30 protein-coding genes are annotated in these 18,391 nt (G+C 62.2%); 16 read left to right on the top strand and 14 right to left on the bottom strand.

Annotated features, from left to right (window positions below; all coding sequences use genetic code 11):
- The 3 genes from WDLP6_RS22555 to WDLP6_RS22545 form a co-directional block, all read right to left on the bottom strand.
- The gene (locus WDLP6_RS22555) at positions 1-207 is read right to left on the bottom strand and encodes a hypothetical protein (RefSeq protein WP_162594154.1); all 207 of its coding nucleotides are present in this window, start codon (positions 205-207) and stop codon (positions 1-3) included.
- On the bottom strand, positions 204-911 hold the full coding sequence (locus WDLP6_RS22550; protein WP_162594153.1) for a hypothetical protein: 708 nt from the start codon (positions 909-911) through the stop codon (positions 204-206). The genes WDLP6_RS22555 and WDLP6_RS22550 overlap by 4 nt, the downstream gene beginning before the upstream one ends.
- A 117-nt stretch (positions 912-1,028) precedes the next feature.
- The gene (locus WDLP6_RS22545; RefSeq protein WP_162594152.1) at positions 1,029-1,199 is read right to left on the bottom strand and encodes an Arc family DNA-binding protein; all 171 of its coding nucleotides are present in this window, start codon (positions 1,197-1,199) and stop codon (positions 1,029-1,031) included.
- Positions 1,200-1,281: 82 nt separating this feature from the next.
- Between WDLP6_RS22545 and WDLP6_RS22540 the strand changes: the two genes are divergently transcribed.
- Positions 1,282-1,758 (top strand): Arc family DNA-binding protein, encoded by a 477-nt coding sequence (locus tag WDLP6_RS22540; protein ID WP_162594151.1) that lies wholly within the window; start codon positions 1,282-1,284, stop codon positions 1,756-1,758.
- Between the two features lie 79 nt (positions 1,759-1,837).
- On the opposite strand, the gene WDLP6_RS22535 is transcribed toward WDLP6_RS22540, so the two are convergent.
- Positions 1,838-2,617 carry a BRO-N domain-containing protein gene (locus tag WDLP6_RS22535; protein ID WP_162594150.1) on the bottom strand — a complete coding sequence of 260 codons (780 nt, stop codon included), beginning with the start codon at positions 2,615-2,617 and terminating at the stop codon, positions 1,838-1,840.
- On the bottom strand, positions 2,614-2,790 hold the full coding sequence (locus WDLP6_RS22530) for a hypothetical protein (RefSeq protein WP_174259893.1): 177 nt from the start codon (positions 2,788-2,790) through the stop codon (positions 2,614-2,616). Before WDLP6_RS22530 ends, WDLP6_RS22535 begins: the two co-directional genes overlap by 4 nt.
- A gap of 122 nt (positions 2,791-2,912) precedes the next feature.
- Here WDLP6_RS22530 and WDLP6_RS22525 point away from each other — a divergent pair, with 122 nt between their 5' ends.
- Positions 2,913-3,464, top strand: a complete 552-nt coding sequence (locus WDLP6_RS22525; protein ID WP_197910188.1) for a hypothetical protein — start codon at positions 2,913-2,915, stop codon at positions 3,462-3,464.
- 74 nt (positions 3,465-3,538) lie between these two features.
- Here WDLP6_RS22525 and WDLP6_RS22520 read toward each other — a convergent pair whose 3' ends face one another.
- Genes WDLP6_RS22520 through WDLP6_RS22510 form a run of 3 tightly spaced genes read right to left on the bottom strand, consistent with a single transcriptional unit; the run spans position 3,539 to position 4,625 of the window.
- A complete protein-coding gene (locus WDLP6_RS22520; RefSeq protein WP_162594149.1) occupies positions 3,539-4,285 on the bottom strand; it encodes an SGNH/GDSL hydrolase family protein in 747 nt (248 codons plus the stop codon).
- A gap of 1 nt (position 4,286) precedes the next feature.
- Complete coding sequence (locus WDLP6_RS22515; RefSeq protein ID WP_162594148.1) at positions 4,287-4,451, bottom strand: hypothetical protein; 165 nt, start codon at positions 4,449-4,451, stop codon at positions 4,287-4,289.
- Positions 4,452-4,454: 3 nt separating this feature from the next.
- Positions 4,455-4,625: a hypothetical protein gene (locus tag WDLP6_RS22510; RefSeq protein WP_174259892.1), complete on the bottom strand. Its 171-nt coding sequence runs from the start codon at positions 4,623-4,625 to the stop codon at positions 4,455-4,457.
- 144 nt (positions 4,626-4,769) lie between these two features.
- Between WDLP6_RS22510 and WDLP6_RS22505 the strand changes: the two genes are divergently transcribed.
- The gene (locus tag WDLP6_RS22505) at positions 4,770-4,970 is read left to right on the top strand and encodes a hypothetical protein (RefSeq protein WP_162594147.1); all 201 of its coding nucleotides are present in this window, start codon (positions 4,770-4,772) and stop codon (positions 4,968-4,970) included.
- Positions 4,971-5,027: 57 nt separating this feature from the next.
- On the opposite strand, the gene WDLP6_RS35160 is transcribed toward WDLP6_RS22505, so the two are convergent.
- The 6 genes from WDLP6_RS35160 to WDLP6_RS22475 all read right to left on the bottom strand — a co-directional run bounded on the left by WDLP6_RS35160 (position 5,028) and on the right by WDLP6_RS22475 (position 7,405).
- Positions 5,028-5,327 carry a hypothetical protein gene (locus WDLP6_RS35160; protein WP_232077220.1) on the bottom strand — a complete coding sequence of 100 codons (300 nt, stop codon included), beginning with the start codon at positions 5,325-5,327 and terminating at the stop codon, positions 5,028-5,030.
- Between the two features lie 202 nt (positions 5,328-5,529).
- Positions 5,530-5,796, bottom strand: a complete 267-nt coding sequence (locus WDLP6_RS22495) for a hypothetical protein (RefSeq protein WP_162594146.1) — start codon at positions 5,794-5,796, stop codon at positions 5,530-5,532.
- Positions 5,787-6,062 carry a hypothetical protein gene (locus WDLP6_RS22490; RefSeq protein ID WP_197910187.1) on the bottom strand — a complete coding sequence of 92 codons (276 nt, stop codon included), beginning with the start codon at positions 6,060-6,062 and terminating at the stop codon, positions 5,787-5,789. The genes WDLP6_RS22495 and WDLP6_RS22490 overlap by 10 nt, the downstream gene beginning before the upstream one ends.
- 9 nt (positions 6,063-6,071) lie before the next feature.
- Positions 6,072-6,323, bottom strand: coding sequence for a hypothetical protein (locus WDLP6_RS22485; protein ID WP_162594145.1), 252 nt, complete (start codon positions 6,321-6,323; stop codon positions 6,072-6,074).
- On the bottom strand, positions 6,323-6,886 hold the full coding sequence (locus WDLP6_RS22480; RefSeq protein ID WP_162594144.1) for a hypothetical protein: 564 nt from the start codon (positions 6,884-6,886) through the stop codon (positions 6,323-6,325). The genes WDLP6_RS22485 and WDLP6_RS22480 overlap by 1 nt, the downstream gene beginning before the upstream one ends.
- A 297-nt stretch (positions 6,887-7,183) precedes the next feature.
- A complete protein-coding gene (locus tag WDLP6_RS22475; protein WP_162594143.1) occupies positions 7,184-7,405 on the bottom strand; it encodes a hypothetical protein in 222 nt (73 codons plus the stop codon).
- A gap of 120 nt (positions 7,406-7,525) precedes the next feature.
- Here WDLP6_RS22475 and WDLP6_RS22470 point away from each other — a divergent pair, with 120 nt between their 5' ends.
- The 13 genes from WDLP6_RS22470 to WDLP6_RS22410 all read left to right on the top strand — a co-directional run bounded on the left by WDLP6_RS22470 (position 7,526) and on the right by WDLP6_RS22410 (position 18,387).
- The gene (locus WDLP6_RS22470; RefSeq protein ID WP_162594142.1) at positions 7,526-7,834 is read left to right on the top strand and encodes a CII family transcriptional regulator; all 309 of its coding nucleotides are present in this window, start codon (positions 7,526-7,528) and stop codon (positions 7,832-7,834) included.
- A gap of 112 nt (positions 7,835-7,946) precedes the next feature.
- Positions 7,947-8,837, top strand: coding sequence for a ParB/RepB/Spo0J family partition protein (locus WDLP6_RS22465; RefSeq protein ID WP_162594141.1), 891 nt, complete (start codon positions 7,947-7,949; stop codon positions 8,835-8,837).
- Complete coding sequence (locus tag WDLP6_RS22460; protein WP_232077217.1) at positions 8,834-10,381, top strand: DEAD/DEAH box helicase; 1,548 nt, start codon at positions 8,834-8,836, stop codon at positions 10,379-10,381. Before WDLP6_RS22465 ends, WDLP6_RS22460 begins: the two co-directional genes overlap by 4 nt.
- A complete protein-coding gene (locus WDLP6_RS22455; protein WP_162594140.1) occupies positions 10,378-11,259 on the top strand; it encodes a toprim domain-containing protein in 882 nt (293 codons plus the stop codon). The genes WDLP6_RS22460 and WDLP6_RS22455 overlap by 4 nt, the downstream gene beginning before the upstream one ends.
- Positions 11,260-11,548: 289 nt before the next feature.
- A complete protein-coding gene (locus WDLP6_RS22450; RefSeq protein WP_162594139.1) occupies positions 11,549-11,776 on the top strand; it encodes a hypothetical protein in 228 nt (75 codons plus the stop codon).
- A gap of 13 nt (positions 11,777-11,789) precedes the next feature.
- Positions 11,790-12,320, top strand: a complete 531-nt coding sequence (locus tag WDLP6_RS22445; protein ID WP_162594138.1) for a hypothetical protein — start codon at positions 11,790-11,792, stop codon at positions 12,318-12,320.
- A complete protein-coding gene (locus tag WDLP6_RS22440) occupies positions 12,321-12,677 on the top strand; it encodes a hypothetical protein (protein WP_162594137.1) in 357 nt (118 codons plus the stop codon).
- A gap of 705 nt (positions 12,678-13,382) precedes the next feature.
- Entirely contained in the window at positions 13,383-13,622 is a 240-nt protein-coding gene (locus WDLP6_RS22435) for a hypothetical protein (RefSeq protein WP_162594136.1), read from the top strand.
- Positions 13,622-14,083 carry a hypothetical protein gene (locus WDLP6_RS22430; RefSeq protein ID WP_162594135.1) on the top strand — a complete coding sequence of 154 codons (462 nt, stop codon included), beginning with the start codon at positions 13,622-13,624 and terminating at the stop codon, positions 14,081-14,083. The genes WDLP6_RS22435 and WDLP6_RS22430 overlap by 1 nt, the downstream gene beginning before the upstream one ends.
- Positions 14,058-15,500, top strand: a complete 1,443-nt coding sequence (locus WDLP6_RS22425) for a terminase large subunit domain-containing protein (RefSeq protein ID WP_162594134.1) — start codon at positions 14,058-14,060, stop codon at positions 15,498-15,500. The genes WDLP6_RS22430 and WDLP6_RS22425 overlap by 26 nt, the downstream gene beginning before the upstream one ends.
- A 20-nt stretch (positions 15,501-15,520) precedes the next feature.
- On the top strand, positions 15,521-15,817 hold the full coding sequence (locus tag WDLP6_RS22420; RefSeq protein ID WP_162594133.1) for a hypothetical protein: 297 nt from the start codon (positions 15,521-15,523) through the stop codon (positions 15,815-15,817).
- A gap of 5 nt (positions 15,818-15,822) precedes the next feature.
- Entirely contained in the window at positions 15,823-16,011 is a 189-nt protein-coding gene (locus WDLP6_RS22415; protein ID WP_162594132.1) for a hypothetical protein, read from the top strand.
- Positions 16,012-16,014: 3 nt separating this feature from the next.
- Positions 16,015-18,387: a portal protein gene (locus tag WDLP6_RS22410; protein WP_162594131.1), complete on the top strand. Its 2,373-nt coding sequence runs from the start codon at positions 16,015-16,017 to the stop codon at positions 18,385-18,387.
- The last annotated feature ends 4 nt before the right edge of the window (positions 18,388-18,391 follow it).

Below are 18,391 nucleotides of genomic sequence, written 5' to 3'. Positions count from 1 at the left end.
TCAGGTCTTCCCCGCTTCCGCCATGACGGCGCGGACGATGGTATTCCGGATGCTCACGCGGGCCGCCTTCGGCACTGCCAGCCACATCGCCGGATACATCGTGTCGATGTGCTCCATGACAGTGAAGGCCACCATGTCGGCGTCGATCACGCCGTTCGGCTTGGGCACCAGGCGCAGCACGCGCTTGCGAGCGGCCACGGTGTTCATGACGGTCGCCCTTCGTACCAGGCGCGCAGGCTCCGCAGCGGCGGTCGGCCCATCTCTTCGTCCGAGCCGCCGGCGAGACACATGACGTGATGGACCAGCTCAGACAGCAACTCGATGCGACCCATGATGCCGTTGAAGATGGGCCGGTCTTCTTCACCGTCCATCAGGCGTTTCACTGCTTCCGCCAGTTTGGAAATCTCGTAGTTGGCATCGCAGGCAAGATCTCTGCGAGCCTCCGGGGTATCGTCGATGTCGAAGTCGGCCTTGCGCGGCTGTTCGTGCGTTGTCTCGGGCAACAAGCGCATGAAGTCGCTGCAGCTGTCGAGCTCATCCTGCACGCCATCGATCAGTCCGTATGCTTCGCGCAGATGGTGCTCGAGGATCGAACCGCGCGCGAGGCAGATCGCTCCGTCCAACGCGGCCAATGGCTGGAACAGCTCCAACTGGATCCGTTCAGCCTCCGCTCGTGTAGGGGCGCCCTCCTTTATCAACGGATGCAGCACCTCGGGAAACATCGAGTGGTTGATCATGTCCAGCAGGATCTCGACAGAACTGCCTTCCTCGGAAGCATCGTAGGCGGCTTCAATCAAGCCGTCGGCCGCGCGCAGATCGAGCCGCATGCATTCCAGAAGCTCGGCGAATGGGAGTGATTGCGGGGCCAGCTTTTCGCCGTTGCCCTGGGGCTTGGTGGCGACGGCGCTCATGATGGTGGCCTGCGGGGGTATGGTTGCGCCGGTACGTAGGCGCGTGCTAACCTTTGGCATGTGAAGTCCTTACCTTTTGACTGGGGTGGGTTTTCATAGACGGCGAAGTGGGCTCAATCACTTCGCCGTCACCTTTTGTGCCGCTGGTGCACTCGCCGCGCGAGACGCCTCCAGCCGCACAATCACTTCGCTGGTCAGGCTGCGGCGATTCACGCTCGCTTGCTGCACCAGCCAATCTTTCAAATCCTTCGGCAAGCGAAGATTCGCCTGCTCGTCGTTGCGTGCCATTTGGTTCCTTTTAGTAAAGCACGGTGCTTATTGTAGTACGGTGCTTCATTGATTGCAAGCACGGTGCTGCAATAATCCATGCATGGCTAGAAACGACCCCCAAGTGAATTTGCGGATGTCTGCGGAGATGAAGGACAAGCTTGATGCAGCGGCGGTGAGCAACAAGCGTTCGCTCACCGCCGAGATCGTTGAGCGGCTCGATCGCAGCTTCACCGAAGGCCCGGATCTCACAATGGCGCTGACGGCGGCCCAGCTCGATGCTGCGCACCAGGCCGTGCAGGCCGACTTCCTGAAGCTCGAATTGATCTCCCTGGCGGAGATGGCAGAGGCCATGCTTGAACGCGCGGACCGAGAGAAATTTAAGGTCGTGAACGACGAAGAGCGCGTGCTGTTGTTCGATGCCTTTAAAGAGGCCGCAGAACAAAAGGCCTCCAACGGAGGGCAGATGTCCAAAGAGCTCACAGATCGCTTGCGCAGGGCGGCGGAGGCCGCCAAAGAGGCTCGATACCGATTCCTGGAATCTAGGGGCGTAAAGGGCGTGCGCCAGGCCAAGGTCTGACTTCACGCCGCCCTCCAGAGCGCGCGCAGCTGTGCGAGTAGGAACAGCGGCAACAGCACCGTGTTGACGGCGAGGCGCTTCAAGCGGCCTCCTTCTCGCAGCCCAGCAGCGGCAGCACACTCGGCGACCACTTGATCTGCTGCACCGGCACGCCGCTCCCGTGGCGCTTGCCGGTGTCGTAGATCCGGCAGAACTCCATGCCGGCTTCGGTCGCCTCCCAGGTGTCGCCGCACTTCATCTGCATGCCGGACTCGGCCAGAAGCAGGTTCACGCCGCGGGCGCTGGTGCTGATGCGCTTGCCCAACTCGGTCGGCGTGAAGAACTGCGTGTCCTGCTTCTCCGCAACGAGGTGGATCTGGCCGAGGCCAGCCATGAGGTTCACGTCGGTGAGTTGCCTCACCATCTGGTTGGCGCTAATCGCCGCGGCGTTCTTGTCGCAGCCGAGCAGGCGGGCGACGCGGAACAGCGGCGGAAATGCCTTGGCAGCGTCGTAGGCCAGACGGACAGGCGACGGCGCCGCCTTGGGTGCGGTGTAGCTGCCGGTCTTGCGGATCGAAGGCAGCACTTCGGCTGTGACCCACTTCTTGAACTTCGCCGCCTCGGGCTTGCGGCTACCAAGGATTGCGGAGTACAGGCCAGACTCGTTGATGAGGGTAATGCCTCGCCCGCCGGATGGCGAACCCAAACCGGCAATTTGCCGGTTTTGCTTTTCGTCATCGTCCAAGCGCTTGGTCATTTCGAACGCGTCGGAGTAGTCGAGCACGGCTGCGATCTCCATGGCGACGAACCAGGGCGAGCCCTCCAGATCCAGCAAACGGATCGACGAGCCCTCGAAATCGAAAGGGATTACGTTGCTCATTTCTGTTCCTCGTGCTGTGCAAGCTGCTGGTCGCGCGAATGGTCGAGGCGAAAGACGATCTCATTGGACAGCGTTCGGCGATTGTCGATTGCTTGGTGTTTCAACCAATCCTTGAGCTCACTGGGAAGGCGGATCGGCGTCGCGTTTGGTGGCGGCGCATCGGTTGTGGACATGTAATCAACCCCTTTCTATGTGTTCGGAAATATAGAACGTGTTAACAGTTAGCACAAGCTGTTTTTGTTCGCTGTTGTAGTGTTTGCGTCTAGAATGAGTTTTCTTACATACCGGAGCGGGCATGGTCGAAAAACGCAAGGGGGCGGGCGGCAAGCTGTCTAGAAGCGAGACGGTGACGGTGCGGCTGGATCCCAAGTTGCGTTACCTGGCGGAGCTGGCTGCGCGAAAACAGAGGCGCACCTTGTCGAGCTTCATCGAGTGGGCTATCGAGGACACCTTGAATCGGTTCCCGATCCGGGAGTGGGACGAAGGCGTCACCACCGTGATGAGCCAAAGTGAAAACCTCTGGGACGTTGATGACTCGGATCGCTTCGCAAAACTCGCGTTGGCATACCCTGAGCTGCTCACCCATGACGAGCAGCTCATTTGGAAACTCGTGAAGGAGTGCGGCTACCTTTGGCGCGGTGGCTACTCCAAGTCCAACAAGGAATGGACTTGGACCGTCCGCGAAGAATCTTTCCTGTTCGATCGGTTGCGGGCGCACTGGGCGGCGTTCCAAGCTGTTGCCGCCGGTGAGGTCGAAGCAAGCGCCTTGCCTAAGTGGCCTAAGACGGACCCGAAGGTCAAATCGTCGTCGGGCTTCGACGACATGGATGACGACATCCCTTTCTAGCGAGCGGTGTTTGGGAAGTGACAAGATGCTTGTAGCGATGGCAACGGCCACCGCGTAGTCCTTGATCGGTTCGCTCATTGCGCACAATCCGGCGCAGCACGATCAAGGGTGAGCGCCAGCTGTTCGACCAAGGCTGTCGAAAACGCTTGGTCCGGATGTGTGCCGTCGACGGTGCTACCTTCGACCTCCGGCCAGTTCGCGTAGGCCACGCTTTGCTCGGCAGCGATCGCGCGGATTGTCTCGGCGTAGCCGGCCCAGGCAGCCGGTGGGTTCTCTAGCCGGCTCAGACCGGTGACGATCGCGATCCGTCCTTCACCCTTGGTGATCGCGATCATGTTGCGGTAGGGCGCGTCCACCGGCAGGCCAGCGTTGATGTCGTTCACGCCGGGCTCGAGCACGATCAGCCGGCCGGTGCGCTGTTGGTTGCCGAAGGCTGCGGCGATCGCGGTCGCCGTCGCGCCTGGTACGGAGTGGTCGATCACCGTGTAGGCCGGGCGTAGGCGTTGGAGCGCCGCGGCAGGCGGCTCCTGAAGGCGGTTCAAGCCGACAGCCATGCCGTGCAGGATGCTGTCTCCGTAGAGCTCGATGCTGCAGTCGCGCGGCGCTGGTGGCGGCGCTGACGATGCTGGAGTTCCAGCGACGGGAGTCGGGAGCATCGGCGCACCAGATCCGCCGCCACCACCACCACATGCGGTCAACGTCGCAAGGGCGGACGCCGAGATGAATCGGCGACCGATGCCCGCATCGCCGCGCTCGTCGCGGCCGTGCATGTCGCCGAAGAACCAGCCGAACAGGCGGGACGAGAGGATGAGGTCGAGCATCTCAGTACCCCACCTGGTCGAGATGCGCGGCGCGCAGCTTGTAGGCGTTCCAGACCGCCGGCGAAGCGTCGACCAGGTGGCCGCGGCGGAAGCGTGCCCAGCCTTGGGGGCCGACGTGGAAGCCGGCACGGCGGCCGGTCAGCAGGAATGCGATGAATTCGGCCATCGCTCAGTACCCCAGCCAGCCCAGGACTTCGGCACCCTTGTAGGCGGCGCGGTTGCCGCAGTCCGCATCGAACTCGGCGACCGCCTCAGTGAAGCGCCATGCGTGATGTTTCTCGATCTCGCTGAGCGCCTCTTCGCGCGTCACGGTCGCTTCGATTGCCTCGTCGTAGTTCATCGTTCGCTCCATTGCCCTTGTAGGCGACGGAGCAGAGTTTAAACATCACGTTTATTAATGTCAACATGACGTTTACGACGACGCAGAAGAAGCTGCGCGCTGCACCGGGTAGAGTGCTGACGACGCAACCGCAAAGGAACCGCCATGGCGATCGAGAAGGTCTACTTCGAGGGAAAGGAACTGGTCGAGCACCTGGAGCGGATGCTTGAGCTCGCCAAGGCAGGCGCGGTCAACTGCGTCGCGTACCGCATCTTCAAGGACGATGGCACATGGGAAGACGTAGCTGCCGGCGGCACCGAAGAGCAGCGCGCGGCGATGCTGGCCAAGCTGCGCGAGCAGCATTGAGCAGTCATGAAAAAGCCCGCACGCGGCGGGCCTGGGGGAGAGAGGAGGAGGGCTAGTCTAGAGCCAGTGGAAGCCCTTAGCCATGATGCCAGCCAGCCCCAAGGCAACGACGATTAGGGCACCAAACAAGGCGCGAAAGTCCGTCCGTGCATCGCGCTTGATCTCGCGGATGTCGGTCTTGATCTCGCCGAGGTCGCGCTGGACGTACTCCATTGCGGCTTCGAGCTTGGCTACGCGGGCTTCCATATCACCATTATCAGGGGGCTGCGGCCCACCTTTCAAGGTCCTCTGTTCCAAGCGCTCAAGATATTGCTGGGCGTGGTCGGCGGGCATCCCGTGAACGTTGCCGCTGGTCATGACGCCACCTTGTCTGTCTCGTCCAAGCGCTTGAGCAGGGCTTCGCAGCGGGTTAGCACGACGCTCATGTCTCGCATCATTTGGCTTTGAATCTCAATGGGGAGGGCATCCCTCACCGTCGTCAAGGCTCGATGGGTCGCCAAGAGGGCTCCGATGATGTCGAGGATGTCGTTTCGTTGTTCTAGATTTTTGGGCATCGGGTTTACTCGCACTTGAACAGCACTTCGGCCGTCTGCGGCGTCCACCCCTGTGTTCCCCCAGACGTGGACGATTCGAGAACCATCTCCTTCTTGCCACAGAAGGCTCGGGCGCGGTCCATCAGATCCTGTTTGATCTGGCCGTCCGTCGTGAAGCCGCCGCGCACCGTCGAGGACACCATGAACCGGTCGCGCCCCACTGGCTGGATGGGCGTCATGTTCGTGCAAGCGGAGAGCACGCCGACGCAGAGGAGGGTCGTGATCAGACGCATTTGAACTGCAACTCGACTCTTGGGAAGTTCCCGAAGATGTACGGAGGTTGAGCCTCGGTCATGGAGATCGTCTCCATTTTCTGTTTGGTGGTCGCGCAGTACGTATATGCCTCACGCAAAGCCTCTGGCTTCAGGTTACCGACGCCCGAAAACCCGGACGCCGCTTGCTTCGTTATGAAGAAGGTATCGCCCCCGATCGGGACAACGCCTGAATTCGTAGCGCAGCCAGCAAGCGGCAAAAGGGCGATCAAAAGCAATTTCCTCATCCTCATCTCCTATCGTGTTTCTTGTGAATCTCGTCCATGAATCAGTCCAGCGATCTCGTCGCCGAGCGTCATCACGCACCCGCGCGCGAAGGTCGGATTCCTGAACGCCAGGCCGGCCACGTTCGTGATGTATCGGTTGTGCCGGAGCATGGCGGCGAAGGCGATGCCCTTCACGTCGCCGCTTTTCGCCCCCTCGTAGAGGACGGCGCAAGCCTCGATCACGTCGCGGCTGATGTAGTCGTGCACGAGCTTGTAAGGCATCACGACTCCTTCTTTCCCTTGGCCGGCTTGGCCGACCTCGCGCCTGCGGGATTGAAGGGCACCACGGGCGTCTGCTTCTGGTAGCCAGTCCCGCCGATGGTTGGCCCTGTGATCGGGGACGTGTGCTGACGCTGGAGGCGCTTGACGATGAGCGGCACCATGTCGGTGTTGCCGCTCGGATCGCCGATGAACGTTGCGAGCATCGTTGCCGCGCTATGGCGTGCTCCGGGGTCGCCAACGGATTCGATCGCTTCGCCGAGCTGAAAAAGCAACTGATCGAGGCTCAACGATGCCGGGCTGAGTGTCGCGCTTGCCGAGGATTTCGTGTGCGCGGGGACTGAGATCTTGGAATCGTCGTCGCCCGCACCTGCCAGGAGCCAGTTGACCGAGCAGCCGAACTCAGCTTCTGCAGCGATCGCGGCATCTTTCGACAGGCCGCGCATTTTCCAGTTAGTAAAGGCGCCCGCACTCGCGCCCATCCTCTCCCTAAGCGACGCCTGATCGACGACAGGATGCATCTCGTCGCGCGTTTTCTTGAGCGCGTAGTCGAGGAGACGTTGCATGGACGGGTGCATACGCGAATTCTCCGCTACTAAACGCCGTGTTGGTAAACGTGGTGTTTGACCCGATGATAAACATGGTGTGTAATATCGGGAATCATGAACGACGAAGACCTCATCAAGGAACTTGGCGGCCCCGCGAAGCTGGCTCAGCGTCTCGGGTACGACAAAGCTAAAGGCGGCGTCCAGCGAGTGCAGAACTGGATCACGCGGGGCATTCCCGCTCAGGTGAAGGTCGACCATCCCGACCTTTTCCTCGCAGCGCGACTCAAGACCAGAGTTCGAGCGAGCTCACATGGCCTATCTCCCTGGCCGTGCCGGACGCATTCGCCTCGAAGGCGTCACGTCGGTTGTGTGCGCATGGAAGCGCATGGCGACATCGCCGTCGACCCATCGGATCTCGAGCTTCGTGATGCGCAGCGTCACCGCCGGCCGCGCGCTGGTCGGGTCCGCGTTGGTGCTGAGAAAGGTCTGCGTGCTGGCGTGGATGAGGCCGGTGTCGGCTGGTGTTCGTGAGTTCATGGGAATCAAGTCTCAAGCCGGTGGCCTGGAAGCACCAGCAAGGCAGGCGCGGCTCGCTGCACGATCACTTGCAGCGAGCCGTGCAGATGCAAGCCCTGCAATTCAGGACGGGGCGCCTGCATGACCGAGCAAGACACTCCTGCACTGCGTGCGCGTCGGATCTCGGCCGCCGTGCTTCAGGCAGCGCAACGCGAGTCGACGCAGGCCGCGATAGCTGCGGCCATGGGCGTGTCGGAAAGCACGATCTCGCGACTCCTGAGTGATCACCTCGACAAGTTCGCCAACGTGTTGGCCTACGCGGGGCTGAAGGTCGTTGATTCGAGTTTCCGGTGCGTCGACGCACGCACCTTCCAGGCTTTTGAGGTGTTGTTCGAAAAGGCCATGCGTCAGACGACACCGACCAGGTTGATTTTCGAGGACGCAGATTGATGCGCCGCGCTGTGCTTTGGCTCTACCACTACGCCTATTGGCTCGGCGTTCACCGCAACTTCGGGCGAGCCAGGTTCTGCACTGAACACGAAATGGGAGCTTGGAAATAAGCATGCACTACCAGCAACATCCTTTGTCGGCCGCGTTCCCGTCCATGAGTGAGGCTGAATACGCAGCCTTGATTGATAGCATCACGAACATCGGTGTGCAAAACCCGATCACCATCTTCGAAGGCATGGTCCTCGACGGTTGGAATCGCTACCGTGCAGCAACCGAGCTGGGCCATGAGTGCCCCGAAGTGCTGCTCGGCGACGTGGACCCGCGCGACTTCGTGCTCGCGCAAAACAGTGCCCGGCGCAATCTCACCGCGAGTCAGCGTGCGCTCGCTGCAGCCACTTGCTACCAATGGAAACCGGTGGGCAATCCCCTATTCGGAAATATTTCCGAATTGCCGGCGCAGGGGGCGGTTGCGGCCGCTGCCAAGGTCTCCGATAGGACGTTGCGTCACGCAAAGCACGTTGTCGATCACGGGGTGGATGAAGTTAAGGAGGCTGTGCGATCCGGAGCCATGCCGGTGGACGTTGCGGCCGAGATCTCGCGCTTGCCGACGGAACAACAGGCTGCTGCCGTCGCATCCCCCAAGACCCGGAAGGCCCGCATCCACGGCAAGCCGAAGAAGGGTCCGATGGCCGATGCGCTGCGTACCGCGTTGATTGCGGCCGCCGCGAAGGACGAGGCCGCGGAAGCCGCGCTGAAGATCGCTGCACTCGAGACCGAAGTGTTTGCGCTTCGCGATCAGCTTGCCGAAGTGCAGGGGGATCTCGCTGCCGCAGTGCGAGTGCTTGATGCGAGCGATCAGACGGCGGCGGCGCTGGCCGAAGCGAAGGCTTCGCGCGACATGGTTCGCAGTCTGAAGGACCGGCAGAACAGCATGCAGTCGCAGATCGCAGACCTGACAAGACAGGTGAAGTCCTGGAAGAAGAAAGCCGAGGCCACAGCTTGACCGATCTCTTCGACACTGCCACGGGTGGCAGCTTTCCAGATCCACACCCGTTCCAACAGAGGGCCATGCTTGGGATCGCCGAGGGCATCCTTGCAGGCCACAAGAACCAGGTGGTGATGTCTCCCACCGGTTCGGGCAAGACCTACATCGGTCTGCGAATCGCTCAAAAAGCCCTCAAGCGTGGCAGGCGTGCCACCTTCCTCTGCGACCGCAGGGCCTTGATCGAGCAGACCAGCGCTGTCGCGGATAGCTACGGCTTGCACGAACACGGCGTGATCATGGGCGACCACGAGCGGAAGGACTACAGCAAGCCGCTGCAAATCGCCAGCGTTCAGACGATCGCCAGCCGGGGCTGGCATGACACCGATGTCTTGATCGTCGATGAATGCCATACCCAGCATGATGCGTGGCGCGAGTTCGCGACGAACAGTCCGGCGCACGTCATCGGTCTGTCGGCTACTCCGTTCTCTCGCGGACTGGGAAAGATTTTTAGCAACCACATCAACGCGGCCACGATGCACGACCTGACGCAGGACGGGATCCTGGTTCCGATGCGTGTCCTGTCCTGCCGCAAGCCGGACATGCAGGGCGCAAAGCTCACATCCGATGGCGAATGGTCTCCCACTGATGCAGGCGAGCGCGGGATGGAAATCATCGGTGACGTGGTCTCGGAGTGGCTGCGGCATGGGCAACGCCGCAAGACCATCGTATTTGGCTCTTCTGTCGTTCACTGCGAGGAGTTGTGCAAGCAGTTCAACGAGGTGGGCGTGATGTCCGCTACGTTCACGCACCGCACCCATGAACGGGAGCGGCCAGGCCTCCTGCGCGAGTTCCGTAAGCCCGACTCTTGCATTCGCGTCCTGATCTCGGTGGAAGCCCTGGCCAAGGGATTCGACGTGCCTGACGTGGGCTGCGTGGTCGATTGCCGCCCTCTGCGGAAATCTCTATCCACTGCTATCCAGATGTGGGGCCGCGGTCTCCGCACGTCGGCAGACACCGGCAAGACCGATTGCCTACTGCTCGATCACAGCGGCAACATCGTTCGGTTCGCTGACGACTTCACCGATGTCTTCTTCAACGGCTTGGCCTCGCTCGACAAAGGGGAAGCGCTCGATCGCGCGGTGCGCGCGGAGCCGAAGGAAGAGAGCGAGCGTAGCGGCTGCCCGAAATGCGGCTACAAGCCATTCTGTCAAAGGTGCATGTCCTGCGGGCACGAAGTTGTCAGGCAGGCGCTCGTAGTCGCAGAAGCCGGCGAGATGCACGAGGTAGTACTCAACGGTAGGACTCTGGCCGACGACAAGGTGCACTTGTGGCGCCAACTCTGCACGTTCGCCAGACAGACGGCATGGGTAAAGAGCAAGCCGGGATATGCCTACATGGCGTTCCGCGACATCTGCGGGCATCCGCCGCCAACAGGCCATTCCTTCGAGGATACCCCCAAGGTGCCTGTCTCCGATGCGCTGGCATCACGACTCAAGGGCAAGCGTCAGAGCTTTCGAATCGCTGAGCGCGCGCGCGAACGCAAGGAGGCACTGACCGCATGAACTTCATCGACTTCGCGCGTGCGCACGGGATCGAGATCCGTGACTTGCATCCGATGGACAAGATCCAGCGATGCGGGACCACCGAAAAGCCGCGCAGCAAGAACGGGGCTTACTTCTGGGATGGCCGGCGCGGCTGGGTCTTCGCCTGGGATGGCGAAGGCGTGGCGCATTGGTACGACGATCCGAACGCCGCACCCTGGACCGAAGAGGACAAGAAGGCTTGGCGCGCGCAGAAGGACTCCCAGAAGGCTAAGGCGGCGGATGCGCAGCGCAAAGCCGCGCAGAGAGCTGCGCAGATGCTCCGAACGGCCGTTCCCGGCACGCATGACTATCTCTTCCGCAAGCGCCTTCCTGATGCTCAAGGCCTGGTGTTGCCAGACGGCGGCTTGTTGGTTCCAATGCGCGATTTCTCCACGAACGAGCTGCTTGGTGCTCAAGTCATTCGTTGGACGGACACCGAGGAACAGCCAGGCGTCATGCGTTGGCAGAAGAAGATGACCTATGGCATGCGCGCGACAGGCGCCGTCCTTCGTCTTGGCCCATCAAGCGCCGCAGAAACGGTCTTATGCGAGGGATATGCCACAGGCCTGTCGATTGACGCGGCGCTTCGTCAGATGCGCCTGAATGCTTCGACGTTGGTGTGCTTCAGCGACTTCAATATGACCCATGTCGCAGGAATGCTGAAGTCCGGGCGCCGCTACGTCTTTGCCGACAACGACAAGAGCGGGGCAGGGCAGCGCGCCGCGAAACAGACGGGGCTGCATTACTGCATGTCGCCGGTCCTTGGCGAGGATGCCAACGACCTTCATGCACGCGCCGGCTTGCTCGCGGTCTGCGAGCTCCTGATGCAGGTTCGAAAGGGTGAGTCCGTGACATAGCTGGACACAACTCTGCACTTTGCTGGTGGGACATGGTTTAACCGCAGCGGCAAAGGAAGACGCCCCAACTGTGAGGAAGACGAGGAAGCAGGGGCAAGGGTGGCGAAGTTAGCGCCCGATCGTCGAACGGCTGACGGGTCTCGGTGGCAATTCTGTCCCTGGGTGAAGGCCTCCCTAAGGATGGGCTAGGTCTCTCTCCACAGGGGGAGTTTTAAGGTCTGGGGTACTAATTAGCCATCGTTGTGAATTTGAGATTAATACGGCTGTCATTTAGTTAAAGGCGTGCGAGATGAAATCTATCAATGTCAATTCGGTAAAGGTCGATCAGGTGCAGTACAGCGCCCGCCTCGATGGCGCTGCGCTGCGGCAGGTACTCGCCGAAGCAGTCGCCCGGTCTGCAGGCCTGGATCTGGGCGGGCACAACGTCAAGGTGGCGAAGTGCTTCATTCACAGCGACAACAAATCTGACGCGTTCGCGGAAGTGCTGATCACGATCGACGCGGCTTCGCAAGAGTAAAGACCTGTCTCAGATGTTGACGGAGATCATCCCAGCAGAGCGGAGGCCGAGCGCGCACAAGAAGGGCCTTGTCGAAATGGCCGCCAGCATCATCGCGGCGGCCGAGCTGCGCGCCGCAGAGCCGCCGCCAGTCATCGCTCCGCCGCCCAAAGCCGTCAGGCGAGCGAGGGGAACCGCTCCTATCGACTTCCATGTCGTGCCGTGGCATCAGCGGGACATCGACGACCGGCTGCGCAATTGGGCTGCCTGGTGCAACGGCTCGTCCGCGCCGTCGTCCGCGCCCATGTTCCGCATGGCTCCGCCGCCCACCCGTGCGCGCGCGGCCTACGGGAGCCTCACGGTTCCTCCAGTCGACCGTGCGGACGCGGTCAAGATCGCATCCGCAGTGACGGCGCTGCCCGGCCGGAACAGCGCGGCGATCCATTGGGCATACTGCAAGCCCGTGAGCCCGAACAAGGCTTGCCGGGCCATCGGCACTTCGATGGAGGGCTTGGCCCAACTGTTGCATGACGGGCGTCAGATGCTGATCAATCGAGGGTATTAAATGCGAAAGCTGTACTGTCTTCTGTGCGCGTCCCCGATCGAGGAAAGGACGGGGCGATTCGCTTGCACGGCGCTGCTTGATCCGCTTCAAGTGGAAAGCCACCACTACAGCTCGAAGCTTGGCTATTCGATCCGTCGTGCGGTGTATGGCGTCGACGCACCAACTGCACCGCCGCGAGCGCCCGAAGTCGCGCCGTATCTCTGGTGCCCGAGTTGCACCGGCGAGCTTGAGGACTACGACGACAGGGAGCGCCGGCTTCAGTGCGTGTCATGCGGCCTGCGGCTACCGGCCACCGACCAGATGGAATTGCTGGAAATTCGAAGAGGTGACGCAGATCGATCATCCGATCCGTGGTGAACTGCGACACTTGACGCAACTGGTGCTAACTCCTCTATAATTCTCGCCAACTGCTGAGCAATGGCGTAGGAGCAGCCCGTCCATGTTGGAGGCGGTGCTGCCGGTAAAGCTCAGAGTCTGAGCCCTCTGCAATGGAGGGCTTTTTCATTTCCGCCGGCCTACCCGCACGGGATGCCTCACGCCGGGCGCCGGACTGTGGGTAACCGGCAACTTCTCATAAGTCCAAAACCCCCGAATCCGGTGGAGTTGGCCAGCGGAGTTGATCGCCGCTGCTGTTCCGACCATTGGGGACTCACGCCCGATCAGCGGTTTAACACCGTGGGCGGAGATTGCGTTTCAAACGCGATCTCTCGACCCGTGACATGCAGGGGAAGTGCCTGCCTTCGTTTCCATCCCAACGCATCCCGGCAGCCTCGCCTGGGCGAGCGCGCAGCCGCTCGGGAATCATGACTCACGCACTCTGAGTTCGCGAGGCGCGAGTGCGAACCGCATCGGTCCAGCGCGCAAGCGTCAGCCGGATGGACCGCCTTCGATCTCCTCAGTTCCGAGGACATCTCATCCAGTTTGCTCGAAACCCCGGTTTGCACAAATTCGCAAGTCGGCGTTTGAGCGTCGACGCCAGTCTCCTGATTTCTCAGGACACCCCAGAGCCCGGCTCAAAACTGAGCCCGGCTCCATCGGATAAGCCCAAGGGAGCCCCGAACCATGAACGACGACACCGTACTTCTCATCATTTCGCTCGTGCTGCTTGGCATCTCGTGCTTGCCGTTGCTGTGTATCTTCTGCGACGACCGCCGCACGTCTCGGGCCTATGCCGAATACTTCCGCCAGGAGGAAGCGCGCAAGGCAACCAGAACGCCGGAGCAAAAGCGCGCCGATAAGATGTGCGCCTGCCTCCTGGTCGCTGGATTCATTCCGCAAGCTCTGCTTGAGGAGCAATCCTGATGGCCGTGGCCAAGAAGCCGGCCGCCAAGAAGGGCAGCGCAGCCAAGACGCTCGATGAGCTCGGCATCGACTGGCTCTGCGACCAGATCACCGACGGCAACACGCAGACGGAAATCTGTAGGAAGCTAAAGATCGGGATCGCGAGTCTCGGTCGCTGGGTTGGCGCTGAGCCGGATCGTTCCGCGCGTGTGCGCGAGGCTCGCATTTCTGCTGCCCGCTCGCATGCCGACAAGGCCGAGGCGGTGCTGCGTGGTGCTCGCACGCCGTTCATGCTCGCGAAGGCGAAGGAGTTGGCCCATCACTACCGGTGGCAAGCCGCGAAGGCTGACCCGGGCAGCTTCGGCGAGAAGATCGAGATCGACCAGCGCACGACGCTGACGGATCTGACGGACGAGCAGCTCGACACGAAGATGGCCGCGATCGAGGCGGCAAAGAGTGCTGACGCGCGCCCAAAAGCTTGAATGGCTCGCGCTGCATGCGGAGAAGCAGCGGCGCCGGCGGGAAAACCAGCTCAGGGAATACCGGGCCTACCCGAAACAAGCCGAGTTCCATGCTGCCGGCCGCGAATCCCGCGAGCGGCTGTTGATGGCCGGCAACCAGCTCGGCAAGACATGGAGCGCTGGCTACGAGACTGCGATGCACCTGACCGGGCGCTATCCGGATTGGTGGGTCGGACGAGAGTTCACGAAGCCGATCTCGGCCTGGGCTGCCGGCGTCACGTCCGAGTTGACGCGGGCGACCGTGCAGCGCGTGCTGTGCGGCGAATTCAATGCGATCGGAACCGGCGCGCTGCCGCGCGAGGTGATCACCGAGAAGACGATGAAGCGCGGGCTGGCCAACGCGATCGACACGCTGGTGATTCGCTGGGGCGGCGGAGGCGACATTCAGGCGACCGAGAGCCTCTTGGGCTTCAAGAGCTACGACCAGGGGCGCGAGAAGTTCCAAGGCGAAACGCTTCATTGGGTCTGGCTCGACGAAGAGCCAGATGAGGACATCTATTTCGAGGCGCTGACGCGGACCAACGCAACCGGTGGCAGCCTCGCGATGACCTTCACGCCCTTGAAGGGCATCACAGGCGTGGTCAAGAGGTTCATGATGGAAAAAGCGCCAGGCACTCACGTCACGCGGATGACGATCGACGACGCCGAGCACTACACGCCCGAGAAGCGGGCCGAGATCATTGCAGGCTATCCGGCGCATGAGCTGGAGGCTCGCACGAAGGGCATCCCATCGCTCGGTAGCGGGCGTATCTGGCCGGTCACCGACGAGTCGATCAGCGTCGAGCCGTTCGCCATCCCGGCGCACTGGGCGCAGATCAACGGCATCGATTTCGGATGGGATCACCCGAGCGCCGCCGTCAATCTGGCGTGGGACCGCGACGCCGACATCATCTACGTCACCAAAGCGTACCGGAAGAAAGAGCAGACGCCGGTGCTGTTCGCTGCCAGCGTGAAGCCTTGGGGCGAGTGGGTGCCATGGGCGTGGCCGCATGACGGCCTGCAGCACGACAAGGGCTCTGGCCAGGCGCTGCGCGATCAGTACGCGGATCAGGGCATGAAGATGCTGCCAAACAAGGCGACGCATCCGCCCGAGGCGAACGAAAAGGGCGAGGTGGTCGAAGGCAGCGGTGGCAACGGTGTTGAGGCCGGCGTGGTCGAGATCCTGGACCGCATGCAGACCGGCCGATGGAAGGTGTTTTCGCACCTCACGGAGTGGTTCGAAGAGTGCCGGATGTATCACCGCGAAGACGGAAAGATCGTGAAGCTCGATGACGACTTGCTGTCTGCCTCGCGCTACGCCTACATGATGCGCCGCTTCGCGATCACCAAGCCGGCGCCGTCGAAACCCATTGAATACAAGCGCAAACGACTGGCCTGACGGCCGCGAAAGGAAGAATCATGAATCTCAAGGACGAACTGCACGACCTGTTCAAGCGCGTGATCATGGGCCGCATGGATGCGGTCGAGCGCTTGGTCGAGTTGATCCACCCCGCGGTGCAGCATCACGCCGATCAGGCCGCTGCGGCTGCTGTCGGCGGCACCGCCTATCAGGTGGGTGGCGCGCCCGTGGCGGCGCCCGTCCCGGCGGACCCGGCAACGCATTCGCTGCCGCTGGGACCTGGCGCGATCGAGCCGGGCACCGTCACCAGCGCCACGCCCGCCGTGGTGGCCGAACCCTCCGAAGCGAAGGACTGATCACCATGGCCAAGAACACTCCCGCGGTCGCCGCGGTAGATGAGACGCGCATGGGCGAGACGCACACCTATCCCGATGGCTCGTCTGTCGTCGGCGTGCCGCCGTGGCCCGAGCTGTCGCCCATCCAGCGCGCGCAGCAGCTGTCCGAGGCCAACTCGGCCGAAGGGCCGCGCACCGTGATCCCTGAGGCATAGCAGATGGCCAAGATGGACGACGAGACCCTGCTGGCGCTCTTGATGCGCCAGGAGAGCAGCTCTGCCGATTTCGTGTGGGGCACGCTCGCGCACGAACGCAGGCGAGCCATGCGCGAGTACTTCCGTCGTCCCTACGGCAACGAAGAGGAGGGCTGGTCGCACACCGTCACCTCCGAGGTGCAGGACACCGTCGAGTGGATCCTGCCGGACCTGCTGAAGATGTTCTTGAGCAACGAGCGCGCGGTCGAGTTCGAACCCACGCAGGCCGCCGAGGCCGAAGGCGCCGAGCAGGCGACCGACACCTGCAATTACGTTTTCAAGAAGCAAAACAACGGCTTCTTGGTGCTCTACACCGCGTTCAAGGACGCGCTGACCGTCAAGAACGGGTGCATCCACTGGCGCAAGGAGACGAAGCGCGCGAAGAGTGTCATCCGCCTCGATGGCGTGTCATCGCCCGAGATTCTCCAGATGCTGATGCAGCAGCACGGCGCCGACACCATCGAACGTCAGCAGGCAGTGCAGGGTCCTCTGATCGATCCCGAGAGCGGCCTGCCGGTGATTGATCCAGCGACTGGCCAGCCGGTGATGCAGACGCTGATGAACGTGCGGCTGTCGAAGGTGGTCGAGCGCAAGACGATCAAGGTTGAGGCCTTCGATCCGAACTATCTGCGTGTGCAGCGCAATTGGACGACGCCGCTGCTGGCCGACTGCCCCTACGTGGCGCGCGACATGGAGGTGTCGCTCTCGGACCTGCACGAGATGGGCTTCACCGACGTGACGGCTGAAGAACTGGCCGCGAGTCAGATGCCCGAATCCACGAGCGATGCGGGCGATCAGCGCCATAACCGCCGCGGCGAGACGAACGACACCGATCCGAACAACACGCAGATCGCATCCGACGACGAGACGCTCACCGAAGGGTGGCTGCGCATGGAGTGGGTGCTTGTCGACTACGACGGCGATGGTGTCGCCGAGCGCCGTTGCATCTACCGGCTGAAAGACCTGATCCTCAGCAACGAAGAATGCGACGAGGTGCCGATCGCTACCGGCTCGCCGATCCTGGTGCCGCACACCTTTGATGGCATGAGCGTCGCCGAGATGATGAGCGACCTGCAGAAGATCAAGACTGATCTGACGCGCGCGGTGCTCGACAACGCTACGCTGGCCAACAACCCGCGCAAGACGGTGCTGATGGACGGCGATGAGCCGCTTGCCGACATCGACGACCTGCTCGACGGGCGGCCTGGCGGCCTCATCCGCGTCAAGAATCAGAACGCGCTCGGCGGCGACGCGACGCCATTCGTCGGCGGTCAGATGTTCCCGTTGCTCGAATACATCGACACGATGGGCGAGAAACGCACGGGCGTGAACAAGTCGCAGCAGGGGCAGGACCCGAACGCGCTGCGCCAGGACCGCACCGCCGCCGAGGCTGTGATGCTCAATGGTGCCGCGGCGAAGCGCATCGAATTGATCGGGCGCATCCTCGGCGAGATCCTGGTGGTGCCGACCTTCAAGGGCATCAACCACCTTCTGACCGAAGGCGACATGGAGCCGATCGCGTACCGCCTGCGCGGGAAGTTCGTGGAGTGCGACCCGAACGACTGGCGCGACGGCTACGAAATGACGTGCAACGTCGGCTTGGGCACCGGTGACGAAGAGAAGCTCGTCGCGGTGCTCGGCAGCGTGGCCAACCTGCAGATGCAGCTCGCGCCGTCGCCGCTCGGCGAGATGATGGTCACGCCGCAGCAGATCTACAAGACGCACGCGAAGCTCATCCAGCTGGGCGGCATCAAGAACGTCGACGACTACCTGACTGACCCGGGCAACAAGCCGCTGCCGACGAAGCCGCCGGAGCCGCCGCCCTATCAAGTCACGGTCGAGCAGATGCGGCTGCAGGCTCAGCAGTCGAGCGACCAGCAGAAGCAGGCGCTCGAAGCGCAGCAGGCCCAATTCGAGGCGCAAGCCAAGGAACGCGACCAGCAGAATCAGCTCTCGATCCAGGCGGCGAACGACGCACGCGATGCGCAGCGCGAGGCGCTCGAAGCGCAATACAAGCACGAGCTCGAGGTGCTGAGGCTGCAGCTGCAGGCCTACCAGATCGACGCCGACAACCGCACCTCGATCATCAACACGCGCATCGCGCACCCGGACACGATCCCCGAGGGCTTCGACATTGACGGCCAGACCGGCGACATCTTCGAGAAGCCGGACCCGATCGCACCGGTGATCGACCTGCTGCAGGGGCTCGTCGAGCACCAGCAGGCGCCGAAGACCATCGTGCGCGACCAGCACGGCAACGTCGCCGGCGTGCAGCACGGCAACACCTTCCGCCCCGTGGCGCGTGATCAATCCGGCCAGATCGCCGGTCTGCAATAGGAGC

The sequence above is a fragment of the Variovorax sp. PBL-E5 genome, assembly GCF_901827185.1.
Taxonomy (GTDB): Bacteria; Pseudomonadota; Gammaproteobacteria; order Burkholderiales; family Burkholderiaceae_C; genus Variovorax.
The sequence above is the reverse complement of the archived record's forward strand: the minus strand, read 5'-3'. Positions and strand labels throughout refer to the sequence as shown.